This is a genomic window from Streptomyces echinatus, assembly GCF_014203595.1.
Taxonomy (GTDB): Bacteria; Actinomycetota; Actinomycetes; order Streptomycetales; family Streptomycetaceae; genus Streptomyces; species Streptomyces echinatus.
Genome location: NZ_JACHJK010000001.1, coordinates 937,040 through 953,970, shown reverse-complemented (window position 1 = coordinate 953,970; position 16,931 = coordinate 937,040). Strand labels below are relative to the sequence as shown.

12 protein-coding genes are annotated in these 16,931 nt (G+C 71.3%); 8 read left to right on the top strand and 4 right to left on the bottom strand.

Annotation, left to right across the window (positions count from 1 at the left end; translation table 11 throughout):
• Nucleotides 1-22 precede the first annotated feature (22 nt).
• The 3 genes from FHS34_RS04165 (at nucleotide 23) to FHS34_RS04155 (ending at nucleotide 3,610) form a co-directional block, all read left to right on the top strand.
• Nucleotides 23-1,297: a sensor histidine kinase gene (locus tag FHS34_RS04165; RefSeq protein WP_184961088.1), complete on the top strand. Its 1,275-nt coding sequence runs from the start codon at nucleotides 23-25 to the stop codon at nucleotides 1,295-1,297.
• Nucleotides 1,282-1,935 (top strand): response regulator transcription factor, encoded by a 654-nt coding sequence (locus FHS34_RS04160; RefSeq protein ID WP_184961086.1) that lies wholly within the window; start codon nucleotides 1,282-1,284, stop codon nucleotides 1,933-1,935. Before FHS34_RS04165 ends, FHS34_RS04160 begins: the two co-directional genes overlap by 16 nt.
• A 136-nt stretch (nucleotides 1,936-2,071) precedes the next feature.
• On the top strand, nucleotides 2,072-3,610 hold the full coding sequence (locus FHS34_RS04155) for a DUF1996 domain-containing protein (RefSeq protein WP_184961084.1): 1,539 nt from the start codon (nucleotides 2,072-2,074) through the stop codon (nucleotides 3,608-3,610).
• Between the two features lie 80 nt (nucleotides 3,611-3,690).
• Here the strand turns inward: FHS34_RS04155 and FHS34_RS04150 are convergent, their stop codons facing one another.
• The gene (locus tag FHS34_RS04150; protein ID WP_184961082.1) at nucleotides 3,691-4,083 is read right to left on the bottom strand and encodes a hypothetical protein; all 393 of its coding nucleotides are present in this window, start codon (nucleotides 4,081-4,083) and stop codon (nucleotides 3,691-3,693) included.
• A gap of 64 nt (nucleotides 4,084-4,147) precedes the next feature.
• Between FHS34_RS04150 and FHS34_RS04145 the strand changes: the two genes are divergently transcribed.
• The 5 genes from FHS34_RS04145 (at nucleotide 4,148) to FHS34_RS04125 (ending at nucleotide 9,451) form a co-directional block, all read left to right on the top strand.
• The gene (locus FHS34_RS04145) at nucleotides 4,148-4,708 is read left to right on the top strand and encodes a tetratricopeptide repeat protein (protein WP_184961352.1); all 561 of its coding nucleotides are present in this window, start codon (nucleotides 4,148-4,150) and stop codon (nucleotides 4,706-4,708) included.
• Between the two features lie 49 nt (nucleotides 4,709-4,757).
• Nucleotides 4,758-6,665 carry a hypothetical protein gene (locus tag FHS34_RS04140; protein WP_184961080.1) on the top strand — a complete coding sequence of 636 codons (1,908 nt, stop codon included), beginning with the start codon at nucleotides 4,758-4,760 and terminating at the stop codon, nucleotides 6,663-6,665.
• Nucleotides 6,666-6,749: 84 nt separating this feature from the next.
• Nucleotides 6,750-7,649, top strand: coding sequence for a metal-dependent hydrolase (locus tag FHS34_RS04135; RefSeq protein WP_184961078.1), 900 nt, complete (start codon nucleotides 6,750-6,752; stop codon nucleotides 7,647-7,649).
• Nucleotides 7,649-8,698, top strand: a complete 1,050-nt coding sequence (locus FHS34_RS04130) for a PDR/VanB family oxidoreductase (protein WP_184961350.1) — start codon at nucleotides 7,649-7,651, stop codon at nucleotides 8,696-8,698. Before FHS34_RS04135 ends, FHS34_RS04130 begins: the two co-directional genes overlap by 1 nt.
• A 36-nt stretch (nucleotides 8,699-8,734) precedes the next feature.
• On the top strand, nucleotides 8,735-9,451 hold the full coding sequence (locus FHS34_RS04125; RefSeq protein WP_184961076.1) for a TetR/AcrR family transcriptional regulator: 717 nt from the start codon (nucleotides 8,735-8,737) through the stop codon (nucleotides 9,449-9,451).
• 3 nt (nucleotides 9,452-9,454) lie between these two features.
• Here the strand turns inward: FHS34_RS04125 and FHS34_RS04120 are convergent, their stop codons facing one another.
• From FHS34_RS04120 to FHS34_RS04110, 3 genes are all read right to left on the bottom strand, one after another.
• Nucleotides 9,455-9,817 (bottom strand): 5-carboxymethyl-2-hydroxymuconate Delta-isomerase, encoded by a 363-nt coding sequence (locus FHS34_RS04120; RefSeq protein WP_184961073.1) that lies wholly within the window; start codon nucleotides 9,815-9,817, stop codon nucleotides 9,455-9,457.
• 32 nt (nucleotides 9,818-9,849) lie between these two features.
• Complete coding sequence (gene pulA, locus FHS34_RS04115) at nucleotides 9,850-15,249, bottom strand: pullulanase-type alpha-1,6-glucosidase (protein ID WP_184961071.1); 5,400 nt, start codon at nucleotides 15,247-15,249, stop codon at nucleotides 9,850-9,852.
• A gap of 163 nt (nucleotides 15,250-15,412) precedes the next feature.
• On the bottom strand, nucleotides 15,413-16,792 hold the full coding sequence (locus FHS34_RS04110) for an alpha-amylase (protein ID WP_184961069.1): 1,380 nt from the start codon (nucleotides 16,790-16,792) through the stop codon (nucleotides 15,413-15,415).
• Nucleotides 16,793-16,931: the final 139 nt, after the last annotated feature.

Genomic DNA, 16,931 nt, shown 5'->3' with positions numbered 1-16,931 from the left:
GGCCGTCGACGAGACTGGCCCCATGAACACCGACACCAAGAGCGACGACTTCCGGGACCGGGCCAGGGCGGTGCTGCTGGCCGGCGTGCAGGGACTGGTGCTGGCCCTCGTGGTGCTGCCCTGCTCCATCGCCTTCTTCGCGCTGACCCTCGTCTCGCTCGCGCTCGTCCCGCTCGGCATCGGGCTCGTCACGACTCCGGCGGTCCTGACCGGCGTACGGGCGCTGGCCGATGCCCGCAGGAGGCTCGCGGCGCAGTGGTGCGGGATCCGGATCCCGGCGGTGTACCGGCCGCTGCCCGCCGGCGCCCACCCCTTGACCCGCACCTTCGCCCTGCTGCGGGACCCGCAGGTGCGGCGGGACGCGCTCTGGCTGCCGGTGGACATGACCGCGGGCTTCCTCACCGCGCTGCTCCCGGCCGTGCTGCTGCTGTTCCCGGTCGAGGGACTCATGCTGGCGGCCGGACTGTGGCGGGCGTACGTGCGCGGCCCGGGCGACACCTACTGGTACGCCTTCGTGCCGGTCACCGGTCAGGCCTCCGCCTTCGTCGCCGCCGCGCTCGGCGCCGTGATCCTCCTCGCCGGCGCGCGTCTCGCCCCGCGCCTGCTGACCGCGCACTTCCGGCTCACCCGGGCCGTGCTGGGCGGCGACGCCGAACTCGCCGAGCGCGTCCGGGTGCTGACCGAGACCCGGCAGGACGCCGTGGACACCTCGGCCGCCGAGCTGCGCCGGATCGAACGGGACCTGCACGACGGCGCCCAGGCCCGGCTGGTCGCGATGGGCATGGACCTCGGCACCGTCGAGATGCTGGTCGAACACGACCCGGCGCAGGCGAAGAAGCTGATCGCCCAGGCCCGCCGGAACTCCGCGGAGGCCCTGGAGGAGCTGCGCGACCTGGTCCGCGGCATCCATCCGCCGGTCCTCGCCGAACGCGGGCTCGGCGACGCCGTCCGGGCGCTGGCGCTGCGGCTGCCGCTGCCCGTGGAGGTGACGGTGGAGCTGGCCGGCCGCGCGGACGCGCCCGTCGAGTCGGCCGCCTACTTCGCGGTCAGCGAGGTGCTGACCAACGCCGTCAAGCACTCCGGCGCCGACCGGGTCCTGGTCGACGTGCACCACGCCGACGGCCGGCTGCGGATCATCGTCACCGACGACGGCAGGGGCGGCGCGGTGATCGGCGCCGGGTCGGGACTCGCCGGGGTGGAACGCCGGCTCGGTACATTCGACGGCGTCCTGGCCGTCGGCAGCCCCGCCGGTGGCCCCACCATGGTGACCATGGAGATCCCGTGCGTGTTGTCCTAGCCGAAGATCTCTTCCTGCTGCGCGACGGACTGGTGCGGATGCTGGAGGCGTTCGGCTTCGAGATCGTGGCGGCCGTCGAGTCCGGTCCCGAGCTCACCCGCGCGCTGGCCGAACTGAACCCCGACGTCGCCGTGGTCGACGTACGCCTGCCGCCCACGCACACCGACGAGGGCCTGCAGTGCGCGCTGGCGGCCCGCCGGGCGCGGCCCGGACTGCCGGTGCTGGTCCTCTCCCAGCACGTGGAGCAGCTGTACGCGCGCGAGCTGCTCGCGGACGGCGAGGGCGGGATCGGCTATCTGCTGAAGGACCGGGTGTTCGACGCGGAACAGTTCATCGACGCCGTACGACGGGTGGCCGCGGGCGGTACGGCGATGGACCCGCAGGTGATCCAGCAGCTGCTGTCCCGGCGGTCGACGGGCGACCGGCTGCTCGGCCGGCTCACCCCGCGGGAGGTGGAGGTGCTGGAGCTGATGGCGCAGGGCCGGTCCAACGCGGCCATCGCGACGCAGCTGGTGGTGACGGAACGGGCGATCGCCAAGCACACCTCCAACATCTTCGCCAAGCTGGGCCTGGAGGTCTCGGACGACGACAACCGGCGCGTTCTGGCGGTCCTCGCCTATCTCGACCGCACCCGCTGACCTGTCAACTCGCCTGTTTCCGCAAGTTATTTGTGGGAACCGTGAACACCTCTGGGGCGGCGTCCGTATCAATGGGCGCCGCTTCACTCCTGTCGGGCGCCCCGATGCTGCCCCGCAAGGAAGTCAGAGGAGTTCCATGGGACGCAACACACGAAAACGCCGTACGCCGCTGGCCACCAAGGCCATTGCCGCATCGGCGGCCCTAGCGCTCGGTGGGGGCGGGCTGATCTGGGCGAACTTCTATGCCTCGGCGCACGAGTCGAGCAACCAGACGTGGGGAGGCAACGAGACGAAGGCCGCGACGGCGAGCGTCGCGACCATCTCGTGCCCGGACGTCGGCCAGAAGCTGACGAACGTGCCCTACCGGGCCCGCCAGGGCGTGGCGACGGAGCTGGCGAACCTCGACAAGCAGATCACCGAGGCCTACACCCGGCTCGCCTCCACGCGGGACGCGCAGGCCAAGGACCCGAGCTTCGTCCAGAACGCGATCGTCGGCCCCCTCAAGGAGAAGCGGGCGGCGACGATCAACCGGATCCGGATCGACATCCAGCGGGTCGGCGGCTCCTTCGACAACGCGCTGCAGCAGCTCGCCGCCTGTACGACGCAGAGCGCCAACCAGACCACCGCCGGCGGCCAGCAGCAGAACGGCGGCCAGCAGCAGAACGGTGGCCAGCAGAACAACGGCGGTCAGCAGCAGAACGGCGGTCAGCAGCAGGGCAACAACGGCCAGCAGGGCAACATCGGCGGGCAGGCCGGCAATGGACCGACCGCCGCGGACTTCGTGGACATCACCAAGGTCGCGCCGAACGTCCAGGGCAAGCCGCGCCGGCTCCGCAACTCGTCGAGCGGTACGTTCACCACGCGCTGCGGTGTGAACGCCAACCGCAACTTCAACACGGACAACGTGATCGTGGCGCCCGGCGTGAACAACGGCGCGCACCACCTGCACGACTACGTCGGCAACCAGAAGATCAACGCGTTCGCCAGCAACGACACGTTCCTGCAGGGCGGCACCAGCTGCCAGAACGGGAGCGACCTGTCGTCGTACTACTGGCCGGTGGTCCGTATCCAGGACGGCACCCAGGACTTCGACCAGAACCGGGACGGCGGCGGCAAGGAAGGCAACGTCGGCAAGGTCCTCACCCCGGTCCAGGCCGAGATCAAGTACGTGGGCAGCCGGGCCAGCAAGGTCGTCCCGATGCCGCAGTTCCTGCGCATCATCACCGGTGACGCCAAGACCACCACCAACGGTCTGGCCAACGCCAACGCGCACTGGAGCTGCACCGGCTTCGAGAGCCAGGTCCAGCTGACCGAGCAGTACCCGATCTGCCCGCAGGGCAGCAAGGTGGTGCGTTCGTTCGCCTTCCAGAGCTGCTGGGACGGGCAGAACATCGACAGCGCCAACCACCGCACGCACGTCGCCTTCGCCGACCCGGGCAGCGGTGTCTGCCCGAACGGGTTCAAGGCGATCCCGCAGCTGACGATGCGGCTGGTGTACAACATCAACCCGCCGACCGTGCAGAACGGCCAGGTGAAGAACGCCTACGCGGTCGACGGCTTCCCGGAGCAGCTGCACAAGGCGGCCACGGACCACGACGACTTCATCAGCGTCACGAAGAACGGTCTGGCCAACAAGATCGCCAACTGCATCAACCGCGGTCAGAACTGCGCATGACCCGGTAACGGGGGCAGGACAGAAGGCCGGTGACGATCCCCCCTCCCGTCACCGGCCTTCGTCCTGCCCGCGGTCCGGCGTCAGCCGCTGTGCGCGTGATGGTCGGTGCCGGTCTCCAGGTCACCGCCGAGCGTGCCGCGCAACGCCTCGACCACTGCGTCGTCGCCGACGGCGACCCACTTGCGGCCGACCAGGTAGTGGCCGCCGTAGTCCTTCGCGTCGTTGATCCACTCGCGCTGGCCGCGGTCGGTGGCGAAGGTGGCGAGGATGAACCTGCCGTCGCCGTTGCGGCAGATGGCCTGGCGGATCTCGTCGGCGTCGGTCTGCATGTTCGGCCGGCACTTCACCTCGGCGGCCAGGCGCTCCAGGCTGCCGGTCGCGGTGGGCGGCACCGGGTCGGCGTCCTTGTCCGAGCCGCAGCCCGCCAGCGCGAGCAGCGCCACCGCGCCGAGCGTCAGTCGCGTGAACCTCATCTGTTCCTCCGGTCCTGGTGTGCCGAGCATGCCCCAGCCCCTTCGGATACGGCTCCCGCGCGCGATGCGCTCAAATCCGCTGCCCGAAGGCGCACGGGTGTGCGAGAGTGCCCCGGTGAACCAGAGTTGGGAAGACCGTGTGGCCGCCGCCTGGGCCGCCTTCGACGAGTATCCGGAAGAGCGCGCGCACGAGTTCCGCGCGCTGATCGACACCCTCGTCGCCGAACTGCCGGACGACAGCCCGCTGGGCCCTTTCGAGCGGGCCTGCGCCTGGGACTCGACCGGGCACTCGGACAAGGCGGTGCCGTTGTACCGGGAGGCGCTGGAGCGCGGGCTCGGCGACGTGAGCCCGTACAAGGCGCGCCGGACCAAGATCCAGCTGTCGAGTTCGCTGCGGAACATCGGGCAGGCGGAGGAGGGCGTGAAGCTCCTCACGCCCGAACTGGACGCGCCCTGCGACGAGCTGGACGACGCGGTCCGGGGGTGCCTCGCGCTGTGCCTGTCCAGCCTCGGCCGCGACCGCGAGGGCCTCTCCCTCGTGCTCGGCGCGCTGGCCCCGCATCTGCCGCGCTACCAGCGGTCGATGGCCAACTACGCGCGCGCCCTGGTCGAGCCGGAGGCGTGAACCACCCGTCCGGCGGTGACCAACCCCCGGCCGGCTCGTTTTCCCGGACGTGCAGTCACAGGATGTAGCCCAGCGTCACGCACCCGCCCCCGGCCCGGTGGACGTCGAGCAGGTCGAGGCCGCGCTCGTCGAGCACTATCCCCGGCTGGTCCGGCTCTCCTACCTCGTGCTGCCCCCGGGTCTCGGCCGCAGCCGCCGCGTGCTGACCGCCCACGCCCTCGTCCAGCGTGCCCTGCCCCGGGGCCGCAAGCACGCGCCCGTGATCCCGGCCCAGTCCCCGGGCCGGGACACCGACCCCGGTTACGCCTACCTGCGCGCGGGGGTCCTCGGCACGGCCCTGGAGGCGGCCCGTCCCCGCAAGGGCCTGTCCCGGCTCTCCCAGCTGCCGCCGTCGCTGCCCCAGGTGTGGGGGCTGCGGCTGTTCCCGCGCTCCGGCGGTGCCGACGAACTCGCCCTGGACCAGCGGCTGTCCGCCCTGTCCGGCCCGGCCCGCGCCGCCTACGTCCTGCGCGACCTGGAGAAGCTGTCCGACGCGGGCGTCCGCGAACTCCTCGGGGCCGCCGGGGTGGCCGACCCCGACGGCGCGCTGGCCTCGGCGAACAGCGTCCCCGCACAGCCGGGGCTGCTCGCCTCCCCCGAGTTCGACCCCTGCTCGCTGCAGGCCCGGCCCACCGATCTGATGCGCCGCCGACAGCACATCTGGGCCGCCCTCGCGGCGGCCGCCGCGCTCGCGGTGTGCGGCGCGCTGGTCGCCCTGCCCGAGGGCGGCTGGGGCCCGGACGGCGCAGCCGCGCCCGTCTACGCCGAGAACCCCGCCGCCGAGGCAGCCCTCGACCCCGGCAGGCTGACCCGGGTCTCCCCCACCGCCTGGCGGACCTCGGCCCGCACCGACTTCTCGGTGTGGCCCGCGCGCGGTCCGCTCACCGGCGACAAGGCCCTGCTGCGCCGCGCCCTCGCCGTCTGGGCCCGCCCCGGGGAACAGGTCCGCGTGTCGGCGACCCCCGGCACCCAGACCGGCGGCCCGGCCGGCCCGCCCCAGCTGCTGTACGCGGGTGAGGTGGACGCGGCCCGGGTGGTGATCCTCTACGACGGCCTGCGCATCACCCGCTACGCCGAGCCGAGGAACGGCACGCAGGGGGCGGCCCTGGACTTCGCCCGGACCGACGGCGGCGCGGACACCGGGGCGGGCGCGCTGGTGCTCGGCCGCTCCGACGGCAACGTCCGCTACCTGCTGGCCCCCTGGGTGACCAAGGCGGCCCAGCGGGACCTGGCGAAGCCGGACTCGGCGGCGGCACCGCTCACCGTCGCCGACGGTGTCACCGCGCCCCTGCCCAGCTCCGCCATGCGGCCCGGCACCTGCACCTCGTGGTCCGTGCTGCAGCTGACCGACGGCTCCGGCACCCGGCTCGCCACCGACCTCGGCGAGCTGGTCCCGGCCCACCTCACGGCCGGCCGCCCCGACGCGCCCCGGGAGGCGTCGGACACGGAGGGGCTGCGCACCTGGGCGCCGTTCGCCTGCTCGCTGGCGGCCGACCGCTCGGCGGGTGTCCGCGCCGTCAACGCCTGGACCTACGCGCAGCAGCCGCTGCCCGACGGCACCGGGTCCGGCGCGTGGGTGTGCACCCGGGCGGAGACCTGGCGCGGTGCCGGCACGGTGACCCTGGCCCACTTCGGCACTCCGGGCGGGGCGGCCGGGGCGGCCGTCGCCAAGGCCACGGACGTGCGGGCCTGCGGGCCGCGTGATCCCCAGGTGCTGGCCGGGGTGCTGTGGAAGTCGGCGGCCGGGAACTGGTACCTGCTGGCGGCGGGCAGCCGGGACACGGCCTCGATCCGGGCGACGGGCGGGGTCACCGCGTCCGGGCGGGGGCCGCTGCTGACGGCCAGGGCCGAGCAGGGGGTGCGGGCCGACCTCCAGGGCACCCTGACGGACGGACGGAAGATCAACGGGCTGCGGTAGCCGGTGGCGCCGTTGTTGACATCCGCGTAAACAGGCCGGGCCGCAGGGGTTCTCAGCTGCCCTACCCGCCAGTACATTGACGCCATGTCTAACACGCAGCCTCGGCCGGTGGAGTCCGAGCGCATCGCGCTCAAGGCTCGCAACGTGTCCTTCTCGTGGGAGGACACACCGCTGCACTGGGTGCCCGGCGATCCGTTCACCACGCACACCATCAACGTGCTGCACCTGCTGCTGCCCGCCGGTGAGCGGTGGTTCGTGCACGTGTACAAGCAGGTGCTGCCGCTGATCCGGGACGACCGGCTCCGCGCGGACGTCGTCGGCTTCATCGGCCAGGAGGCCATGCACTCCCAGGCCCATGACGAGGTGCTGCCGCACCTGCGCGACCAGGGCCTCGATCCGACGCCGTACACCGCCCAGGTCGACTGGTTCTTCGAGAAGCTGCTCGGCGACCGCACCCTGCCGCCGGGCCGGGCCCGCCGCTGGTGGCTGCTGGAGCGCGTGGCCCTCATCGCGGCCATCGAGCACTACACGGCGTTCCTCGGCGACTGGGTACTGGGCGCCTCCGAGCTGGACCGGCGGGGCGCCGACCCGACCATGCTGGACCTGCTGCGCTGGCACGGCGCCGAGGAGGTCGAGCACCGGTCCGTGGCCTTCGACCTGTTCCAGCACGTCGACGGCGGCTACCGGCGCCGGGTGCGCACCTGGGCGACGGCCTTCTCGGCACTGGTGTTCCTGTGGCAGCGCGGGATCCGCTTCTTCCTGGAGAACGACCCGACCCTCACCGACCCCAAGGCGTCCTTCAAGGACTTCTATCTGCGCGGCCGGCAGGGCACCCTGCCCGCCACCGGCGACATGCTGAGGTCCATCCCGCGCTACCTCGGCCGCGGCTACCACCCCTCCCAGGACTGCTCCACCGCCCAGGCCGTGGCCTACCTGGCCGGCTCCCCCGCCGCGCTCGCCGCCCAGAAGAGGGAGGCGGCGTGATCCCGAAACCACGGACCGTCGCCCTCGTCGCGGGCGCCGCCCTGCTCACCCGGCGGGCCCTGCGCCGCCGCGTCCGGCGCTCCCCGCTGTGGCCGCTGCCCGCCCTGGACCCGCCGATCTCCGGCCGGCCGCGCTCACGGGCGCTGAAGCTGCTGGTCACCGCCCACGAGACAATCGCCGACGGGGTCGTACGGCTCCGTCTGGAGGGAACCGGACTGCCGCGCTGGGAGCCGGGCGCCCACCTCGACCTCGTGCTGCCGTCGGGGCTCGTGCGGCAGTACTCGCTGTGCGGGGACCCCGAGGACACCTCCGCCTACACGATCGCCACGCGGCTCGTGGCGGACGGCCGGGGCGGCTCCCGCGAGGTGCACGAGCGGCTCGCCGAGGGCACGGAGCTGGAGGTGCGCGGCCCCCGGAACCGCTTCCCGCTGGTCGACGCGCCCGCGTACGTCTTCGTCGCCGGCGGCATCGGCATCACCCCGGTCCTGCCGATGCTGCGGGCCCTGCCGGACGGCACCGAGTGGCGGCTGCTGTACGGCGGGCGGACCCGGGCCTCGATGCCGTTCCTGGACGAGGTGCGCGCACTCGCCGGGGACCGGCTGACCCTGGTGGCCGAGGACGAGGACGGACGGCCGGATCTGGCCGGTCTGTTCGCGGGTACGGCCCCCGGCACGGCCGTGTACTGCTGCGGGCCGGAGGGCCTGACGGCGGCGGTGGAGAAGGCGCTGCCCGGGGACGCCCGCCTGCACCTGGAGCGGTTCGCCCCGCGCGCCGGCGCGGACGGCAGCGCGGAGTTCGAGCTGGAACTGCGCCGCAGCGGGCGGACCTTGACGGTGCCGGCCGGCTCCACGGCGCTGGCCGCCGTACGCGGCGCGCTGCCGGACACCGCCTACTCCTGCGAGCAGGGGTTCTGCGGAACCTGCAGGCAGCGGGTGCTGGAGGGGGAGGTCGATCACCGGGACGAGCTGCTGACGGACGCGGAACGGCGCGACTCGATGCTGATCTGCGTCTCCCGGGCCCGGGGCGACCGTCTGGTGCTCGACATGTGAATACGAGCGGCCGAATTCGATCGGTAAGGTGTTCGTATGAGTATCGGGGTTCGCCGCAGAATGGGCGTCGAGGAGCGTCGGCAGCAGCTGATCGGTGTCGCCCTCGACCTGTTCAGCCGACGCTCGCCCGACGAGGTCTCCATCGACGAGATAGCCTCGGCGGCGGGCATCTCACGCCCGCTCGTCTACCACTACTTCCCCGGCAAACTCAGTCTGTACGAGGCCGCGTTGAAGCGTGCGTCGGAGGATCTCGCGAGCCGTTTCGCCGAGCCGCACGAGGGCCCGCTCGGCGGCCGGCTGCTGCGGGTGATGCGCCGTTTCTTCGACTTCGTGGACGAGCACGGCCCCGGCTTCTCGGCGCTGATGCGCGGCGGCCCGGCGGTTTCCGCCGAGGGAGCCGGCTCGCAGGACCATGTCTCGGCCACCCATGCGCTCATCGACTCCGTGCGGCAGGCCGCCTACGAACAGATGCTGTCGCACCTGGGGGTGACCGAGGCGTCGCCGCGTCTGGAGCTGGTGGTCCGCTCGTGGATCTCGCTCGTCGAGTCGACGGCGCTGATCTGGCTGGACGGCCGGCGCATCCCGCGTGCCGAGCTGGAGGTCCAGCTCGTGCACGACTTCGCCGCGCTGGCCGCCGTCAGCGCCGGCTACGACGCGGACATGGCCGAGCTGGTGCGCACCATGGCCAAGGACGAGCCGGCCGACGGCCCCTTCGCGGACCTGGTCGGCCGGCTCATCGCCCTCGGTTCCTGACCCCTAGCGGTCGAACTTCCGGTAGGACGGATCCAGGTCACGGATCTCGGCGGAGGCGTGCAGGGTGAACGCCGCGTCCGCCACGTGCTCGCGGAGCAGTTCCAGCGCGGCCTCCGCGAGCCTCTCCTTCGTCTCGTCGGCACGTCCGGCGAGGAGCCCGATCGTCACGTGCACGACGGCGTGCCCGCGCGCCCCGGGGTCCTCGTACCCGAACGCCGTGTACGCGCTCGGCCGGAACTGCGTCTTGCAGGCCTCCGGCTTCGCCGCCGCGATCTCCACGGTCGCCTCGTGCAGCGCCCGCGCGAAGCCCTCGCGGTCGAAGGCGTTCTCCATGGTGTCGGAGTAGTCGATGGTGATCTGCGGCATGCGCACTCCCGTTCTAAGGCAACGGCCTCACCCTAGTTCTTCGCTCGGGTGAACACCGCCACGGTCCGTGCCGGCACGGTGAACGTGCCCGAGTCGGCCGCGTACGCGGAGGTCTTCACCACCGGGTCGGCGCCGCCGGCCTGCACGGGGTGCAGGCGGTAGGACGTGCCGGCGAGGGCGTCGACGCGCTGCTTCCGCTCCTGCGGGGTCGCGTTGAACACGACGACCAGGTCGCCCAGCCGCATGGTGATCACGCCGGGAGTCTCGTCCTTGCCGGACAGCGGGAAGGCCAGCCGGTCCTGCACCCGGGCGGCCGTGCCGAGCGAGAACGCCCGCTCGGCCGTACGGATCCGCAGCAGGTCGCGGTAGGCGGCGGAGGCGCCGGTGATCTGCGGGCAGCCCACCCCGACGGCGGTGAGCAGCGGCCTGGCGTAGTCCCACTTGGACTGGTTGTCGGCCGCCGGGGGCAGCCCGCGCCCGAAGCCGTTGCCGTCGGCGCAGTCCCAGTGGATGGCGTTGAACCAGTCGCCGCTGTCGAAGGAGTTGCGGTCCAGCGACTTCGAGCGGAGCAGGTCGGTGCCCGCCTGGGAGAGCGCCGGACCCTGCGAGAGGGCCGCCGTGGCCATCGCCAGGACCTGCATCCGGGCCCGGTCGGAGGCGGAGGTGTCCTTCGGGAGCTTGTAGGCCAGGGCGTCGAACAGCGACTCGTTGTCGTGCGCGTCCACGTAGGCGAGGGCGTCGCCGGGCGCGGCCGCGTAGCCGGCGGGCGCGCCGTTGTAGTCGACCTCGGCGCCCGTCACCTCCTTGCCGTCGGTGTCCGTGAAGCGGAACCCGGCGAGATTGCCGGTCAGGCCTACCTTGATCAGGTCCTGGTAGTGCAGCAGCCGGGCCCTCTGCTCCGCCTCCGTGCCGTTCGCGGTGGAGGAGTTGGGGTCGGTGTAGAGCCCGGAGGCGAAGCCCTGGACGCCGGGGTCGGAGTCGAAGGGGCCGCCGCCGCGCACGGCGTCACGGGCGCGGTCGGAGAAGGTGGCGATCCCGGTGCCGGCCATGTTCTTCTGCGTGGCCTGCACGAACCGGGCGTCGTCGGCGACCTCGCCGAAGTTCCAGCCCTCGCCGTAGAGGATGATCTTCTTTCCGTCGACGCCGTCCTGGGCGACGGTCAGCGCGTCGAGGGCCTTGCGGACGGCCAGGATGTTGGCCTTCGGGTGGTGGCCCATGAGGTCGAAGCGGAACCCGTCGACCTTGTACTGCTTCGCCCAGGTGACGATCGAGTCCACGACCAGCTTGCCCATCATCGCGTTCTCGGTCGCGGTGTTGGCGCAGCAGGTGCTGTTGGCCACCGAGCCGTCGGCGAGCAGCCGCTGGTAGTAGCCGGGCACGATCCGGTCCAGCACGGAGGTGTCCGCCTGGCCGCCGGCCGCCGTGTGGTTGTAGACGACGTCCATGACGACCCGCAGGCCGTCCTGGTTGAGCGCCTGGACCATCCGGCGGAACTGGACCGTGCGGGCGGTGCCGTCGGGGTCGGTGGCGTACGAGCCCTCGGGGACCGTGTAGTGGTACGGGTCGTAGCCCCAGTTGTAGGCGTCCTTCGCGGCGGTCTTCGCCACGCACTCCTGCTGCTTGTCGGAGTCGGCCGGGTAGGAGGCCAGGTCGCAGTCGGGGGTGGCCTGGTCGGCCTTCTTCTCGGGGATGGTGGCGATGTCGAAGGCCGGCAGCAGGTGCACGTACGACGTGCCGGACTTCGCCAGTGCCTTCAGGTGCCGTGAGCCGTCACTGTCCTGGTCGGTGAAGGCCAGGTAGGTGCCCGGGTGCTTCGAGGTGCGGTCCCCGACGGAGAAGTCCCGGATGTGCAGCTCCTGGATCTGCGCGTCCTTCAGCGGTACGGCCTTGGGCTTGCGCAGGGCCGACCAGCCGCCCGGGGCGAGGGACCTGTCGTCCAGGTCGACGACGAGGCTGCGCTCGGAGTTCGCGGTGAGCGCGACCGAGTAGGGGTCGGTGACCTTGTTGGTGACCAGCTTGCGGACGCTGGGCGCCCACACCTTCACCACGTACCGGTAGGGCTTGCCCTTCCAGGACGCCGGCCCGGTGACGGACCAGACGCCGGTGGTGTCGTCGCGGTGCATGGCCTTGAGCGAGCCGTCCAGTTCCAGGGAGACGCTCTGGGCCGTCGGCGCCCACACGGCCAGGGTCGGCCTGCCGTCGTGGAAGACCGGGCCGAGCTTCGCCTTGGCCGCGCCCGGGTACAGGTCGTCCAGCACCCCGGCGATCTGCACTCCGGTCGCGGCCAGCACGGCGCCGTTCGCGGCCCGCTGCGAGGCGACGAGCTGGCCCTTCAGGGCCTCACGCACCCGGTCCCGGTCGCGCGGGTCGACGGACCAGGCGGTGTAGTCCTTCAGGTGCGGGAACTTCGCCTTCTGGGCGTCGGTGAGCGTGGCCTTCTCCAGCCGGATCCAGCGCTCGTCGTCGCTGGTGAGCGTCCCGTCCGCGACGGCGATGGAGCCGTCGCGGGAGTACAGCAGCTGGGTGGAGGCGGCGCCGTCGGAGCCGTTCCAGGCGACCGTGTCCCGGTCGATCCAGACCGCCTTGGAGGTAGTCAGGTCGAGGGCGGCCGCGCTGCCCGCGGGCTGCGGCAGCAGGTACTTCTCCTGGCCGTTCAACAGCCACACCTCGTGGCCGTTCGCCTTGAGGTCCAGCGACCGGTCGGTCGGGAGATCCTTGTCGTCGCCCTTGTGGATGATGTAGCTGAGGCTGCCGGCACCCTCGGTGAGCGGCACCTCGAAGACCGCGCCATAGGCATCAGTCTTCACCGGCTTCAGCGGGTCCGACCAGTCGGTGGGGTGCGCGGCACCCGTCCAGACGTGCAGGCCCCAGCCGTCGTAGTTCCCGTCGGCCCGGTGGTAGTGGAGGACCGCCTTGGCCTTGTCCTGCGCCGGGTAGTCGGGCCGCTGGGTGGTCACGTCGGCCTTGCCCTGCTCGATCCACACCTCACCCGTCTTCGTGACGTCGATCGTCCGGTCGGCGGAGACGTCCTTGTCGCCGTCCTTGTCGATGACCAGGAAGCCGACGTTGGAGGCGCCGGGCCTGAGCTTGACGTAGGCGAAGGCGCCGTAGGCGTCCCGGCCGGTGAAGGGGTGGCTGGCGGGCCAGTTCGTGGCCTCGCCGTCGGCGAGGTCGCCCCAGGCGTACAGGCCCCAGTCGGCGTAGTCGCCGTCGGTGCGCTTGTAGTGGACGACCGCGTAGTCCCGGGAGGACGCCGTGGGGACCTCCGGGGCCGGCGGGGTGCCGGTGGTGCTGCTCGCCGTGGCGCTCGCGGTCCGGCCGGCGGAGTCGATCACGACGGCCTTGTAGCGCAGCGCGGTGCCGGCGGGCACGTCCTCGCCGATGGTCTGGGTGACCTTGTAGGGGGCGTGGTCGGCGGAGCCGAGGGTGCGCCACTTGCCGTTGCCGACCTGGGCGGCGAAGACGACCCGGTCGAGCTGCCCGCCGTCGGTGCCGGCGGCGAGCTCGACGGTTCCGGTGGCGCCGGCGGCCGGGGCCTTGAGGGTGATCGTGGGCCTGGTGGCGGTCTTGGCGAGGGCACCGGCCGCCTTGTAGACGACGGCGGAGCCGGCCGGGACGGTGACGGTGATCTTCTGGTCGCCGTCGGTCTTCGCCGTGGCGGCCGTGCCGTAGATCCCGCGGTACGTCATGCCCGCGGAGCCGGTCGCGAAGGTCGCGGTCTTCGCGTCGGCCGCGTTGTTGAAGGCGACGACATAGTCCTGGCCGGACTTCGCGTCCGTACGGGTGAAGGCGTAGATGCCGGCGCTCTCGGCCGCGTACCGCTCCGTCTGGACACCGTCGGTCAGGGCCGGGTTGGCCCTGCGCAGCTGGGAAAGAGCGGCGATCTGCCGGTAGAGCGGGGCCTTCGTGTCGTAGGCGGCGCTCGCGTGGGTGCGGCCCGTGCCGATCTCGTCGTCGTCCAGGTAGTCGGCGACCTTGGAGGCGAACATGGTCTGGCGGGCGTCCTTGTCGCCGCCGGAGCCGGTGAAGCCCTGCTCGTCGCCGTAGTAGACGACCGGGTTGCCGCGGCTGAGGAACATCAGCTCGTTGGCGAGCCTGTCCTTGCGCAGGATCTCGGCGTCGCTCGCCTTCGGGTCGTCCTGCTTCAGGAAGTACCCGATGCGGCCCATGTCGTGGTTGCCGAGGAAGGTGACCTGCTCGTACGCGTTGGCCTTGTCGGTCGTGTACTTGTAGTCGTCACCGAAGACGCTCGCGAGCCTCTGGGCGCTGCCGCCCTGGGAGGCGTAGGCGCGGGCCGCGTCCTGGAAGGGGAAGTCGAGGGTGGCGTCCAGGCGGCCCCGGGTGACGTACGGGGACGTGATCGAGGTGTCGGCGGAGTAGACCTCGCCGAACATGAAGAAGTTCTTCCGCCCGTGCACCGCCGCGTACTTGTCGAGGGCGGTCGCCCACTGGGTCCAGAACTCCATGTTCACGTGCTTGACGGTGTCGATGCGGAAACCGTCGATCGCGAAGTCCCGCACCCACCGCTGGTAGATCCGCTCCATGCCGTGGACGACCTCGGGACGCTCGGTCCACAGGTCGTCCAGGCCGGAGAAGTCGCCGTAGGTGGCCGACTCGCCGGCGTACGTCGAGTCGCCCCGGTTGTGGTACATCGCCGGGTCGTTCAGCCAGGCCGGGACCTTGGACTTCTCGGTGACCTTCGGGGTGCGAGGGAAGGAGCCGGCGTCGACGGCGGGGAACTTCTTCCGGCCGTCCGCGTAAGCGGCGTCGTCGAAGGGCCGCCCGTCCTCGGTCAGATACGGGAAGGCGCCCTTGGACAGGTAGTCGTAGGTCTTCTCCTGGTAGTCGACGACGTCGGCGGTGTGGTTGGTGATGACGTCGAAGAAGACCTTCATGCCCTTGGCGTGTGCCTTGGCGATGAGGTCCTTGAGGTCCTTGTCGGTGCCGAAGTGCGGGTCGACCTGGGTGAAGTCGGTGATCCAGTAACCGTGGTACCCGGCGGAGGCGTTGGCGCCCGTGCCCTGCACCGGGCGGTTCTTGAAGATCGGCGCCATCCAGATGGCGGTGGTGCCGAGCCCCTTGATGTAGTCGAGCCGCTTGGTGAGGCCCTTGAGGTCGCCACCCTGGTAGAAGCCCTTGTCGGTGGGGTCGTAGCCGGTGCTGAGGCGTGAGCCGGTCAGGCCGCCCCGGTCGTTCGAGGCGTCCCCGTTGGCGAAACGGTCCGGCATGACGAAGTAGAACTGCTCGCGGGTGTCGTCGTGCCGGGCGGGCTGGGCCGCGAGCGCCGCGTCCGAGGGCGGAGCGGGCGGTGTGGCCGCGTGGGCGGCCAGTGGCTGGATCAGCGCGGCGGCGAGGGCGGCGGCGATGACGGCCGCGGTGCGTCCGGCGTGGGCGGTACGGCGCCTCGGGGGCGCCGGCCATCTCGGTATCACAGGCGGGAACTCCTTGCGATTACGGCTCATTCGGGTCCGACCCCTACGCCCGCGGCACGGCTGCGCTGCCGGGCGCCCGCGCGACCGTACCGCCGACGAAAGGTTTACAGCAAGACTTGTGAAACCTTGAGAAAGAGGTTTCACGGACCGTCAGCGGTCCGGCTCAGCAGCTGGACTTGCCGGCGTAGAGGGCCAGGGCCGTGTTCGAGCCCAGGGTGGCGGTGAACCGGCCGCTGGAGTCCACGGTCACCGTGGTGTTGTTCTGGACGTTGCAGTAGGTGCCGGCGGCGAGCGACGTCTGGTAGGTCCGGGTCATGCTGCCCGGCTCGTGGTTGATCGCCACGTACCCCTTGCCGCCGCGGCCGAAGGCGATCCAGTTGTTGCCGTTGTCCCACCAGCCCGTGACCGCCTGGCCCCGGGTGGCGTTGCGGAAGGCGACCATGGACTTGATCTCCGGCCAGGCGTGCTGGCACTTCCAGCCGTCCTGCCAGCAGGCGTTCACCGTGCCCCCGTTGGGCGGTCCGGCGTCGGCGTCCGTCCACTCGTAGCCCGAGTTGACGTCGGGGACGCCGTAGGGCCAGGCCAGCATGAAGACGTTGGCCAGCGTGTAGTTGGCGCCGGACTTGTAGTTCAGCGTGCTGCCGTTGCGCTCGGTGTCGTGGTTGTCCACGAAGACGCCCGCGGCCGAGCCGCCCAGATAGCCCCAGCCCTCGCCGTAGTTGGTCAGGTACGCCAGCTTCTCGTTGCTGAAGACACGCTTGAGGTCGTAGGCGTAGCGGAACTCCTGGACGTCTCCGTTGCCGGTGTACTCGGAGGGCTGCACGGCCTCGCCCGCGCCGTAGATGACCTCCTGCTTCCAGTAGACGGAGGGGTTGGTCAGACGGCTCTTGATGTTCGCCAGGTCCCCGGCCGGGATGTGCTTGGCCGCGTCGATGCGGAAGCCGTCGACGCCGAGGGTGAGAAGGTCGTTCATGTAGCCGGCGATCGTCTTGCGGACGTACTCCTCGCCGGTGTCGAGGTCGGCCAGGCCGACGAGTTCGCAGTGCTGGACGTTCCAGCGGTCGGAGTAGTTCGACACCTGGGAGGTGCAGTCGTCGAAGTCGTTGCCCGAGTACAGGCCCGGGTAGTCGTACTTCGTGTACGACGAGCCGCCGGTGCCCGTGCCCGAGCCCGCCGACATGTGGTTGACGACGGTGTCGACGACGACCTTCACACCGGCCGCGTGGCAGGTGTCGACCATGTTCCGGAACGCCGTGCGGTCGCCGAGGCGTCCGGCGATCTTGTACGACACCGGCTGGTACGACGTCCACCACTGCGAGCCCTGTATGTGCTCGGCGGGCGGGGAGACCTGCACGTATCCGTAGCCGGCGGGGCCGAGGGTGCCGGTGCACTCCTTGGCCACGGAGTCGTACTTCCACTCGAAGAGGACGGCGGTGACGTCCTTGGTGCCGGGCGGGGAGGCCGCGGCGGTGGTCGGGTTCATGCCAACCAGAGCGACGGCCGCCGTGAGGGAGACCGCCGCGGGGAGCATTCTGCGTGCCATGTGGGGTTCCTTCGACGTTGAAGGCAAGGACCGCTGAAGGCGCTTGCTGAAACTTTTCAGCAAACTTGCGGTGACGCAGATGTTAAAGGCCCGCCGTCGGAAAGACAGCGGGCCGGTGTGAAGTTGATGCAAGAACTTT

Coding starts and splice junctions, on each gene's coding strand:
- FHS34_RS04165 (WP_184961088.1), top strand. CDS start 23: ATGAACACCGACACCAAGAGCGACGACTTCCGGGACCGGGCCAGGGCG.
- FHS34_RS04155 (WP_184961084.1), top strand. CDS start 2,072: ATGGGACGCAACACACGAAAACGCCGTACGCCGCTGGCCACCAAGGCC.
- FHS34_RS04150 (WP_184961082.1), bottom strand. CDS start 4,083: ATGAGGTTCACGCGACTGACGCTCGGCGCGGTGGCGCTGCTCGCGCTG.
- FHS34_RS04145 (WP_184961352.1), top strand. CDS start 4,148: ATGCGCTCAAATCCGCTGCCCGAAGGCGCACGGGTGTGCGAGAGTGCC.
- FHS34_RS04135 (WP_184961078.1), top strand. CDS start 6,750: ATGTCTAACACGCAGCCTCGGCCGGTGGAGTCCGAGCGCATCGCGCTC.
- FHS34_RS04125 (WP_184961076.1), top strand. CDS start 8,735: ATGAGTATCGGGGTTCGCCGCAGAATGGGCGTCGAGGAGCGTCGGCAG.
- FHS34_RS04120 (WP_184961073.1), bottom strand. CDS start 9,817: ATGCCGCAGATCACCATCGACTACTCCGACACCATGGAGAACGCCTTC.
- FHS34_RS04110 (WP_184961069.1), bottom strand. CDS start 16,792: ATGGCACGCAGAATGCTCCCCGCGGCGGTCTCCCTCACGGCGGCCGTC.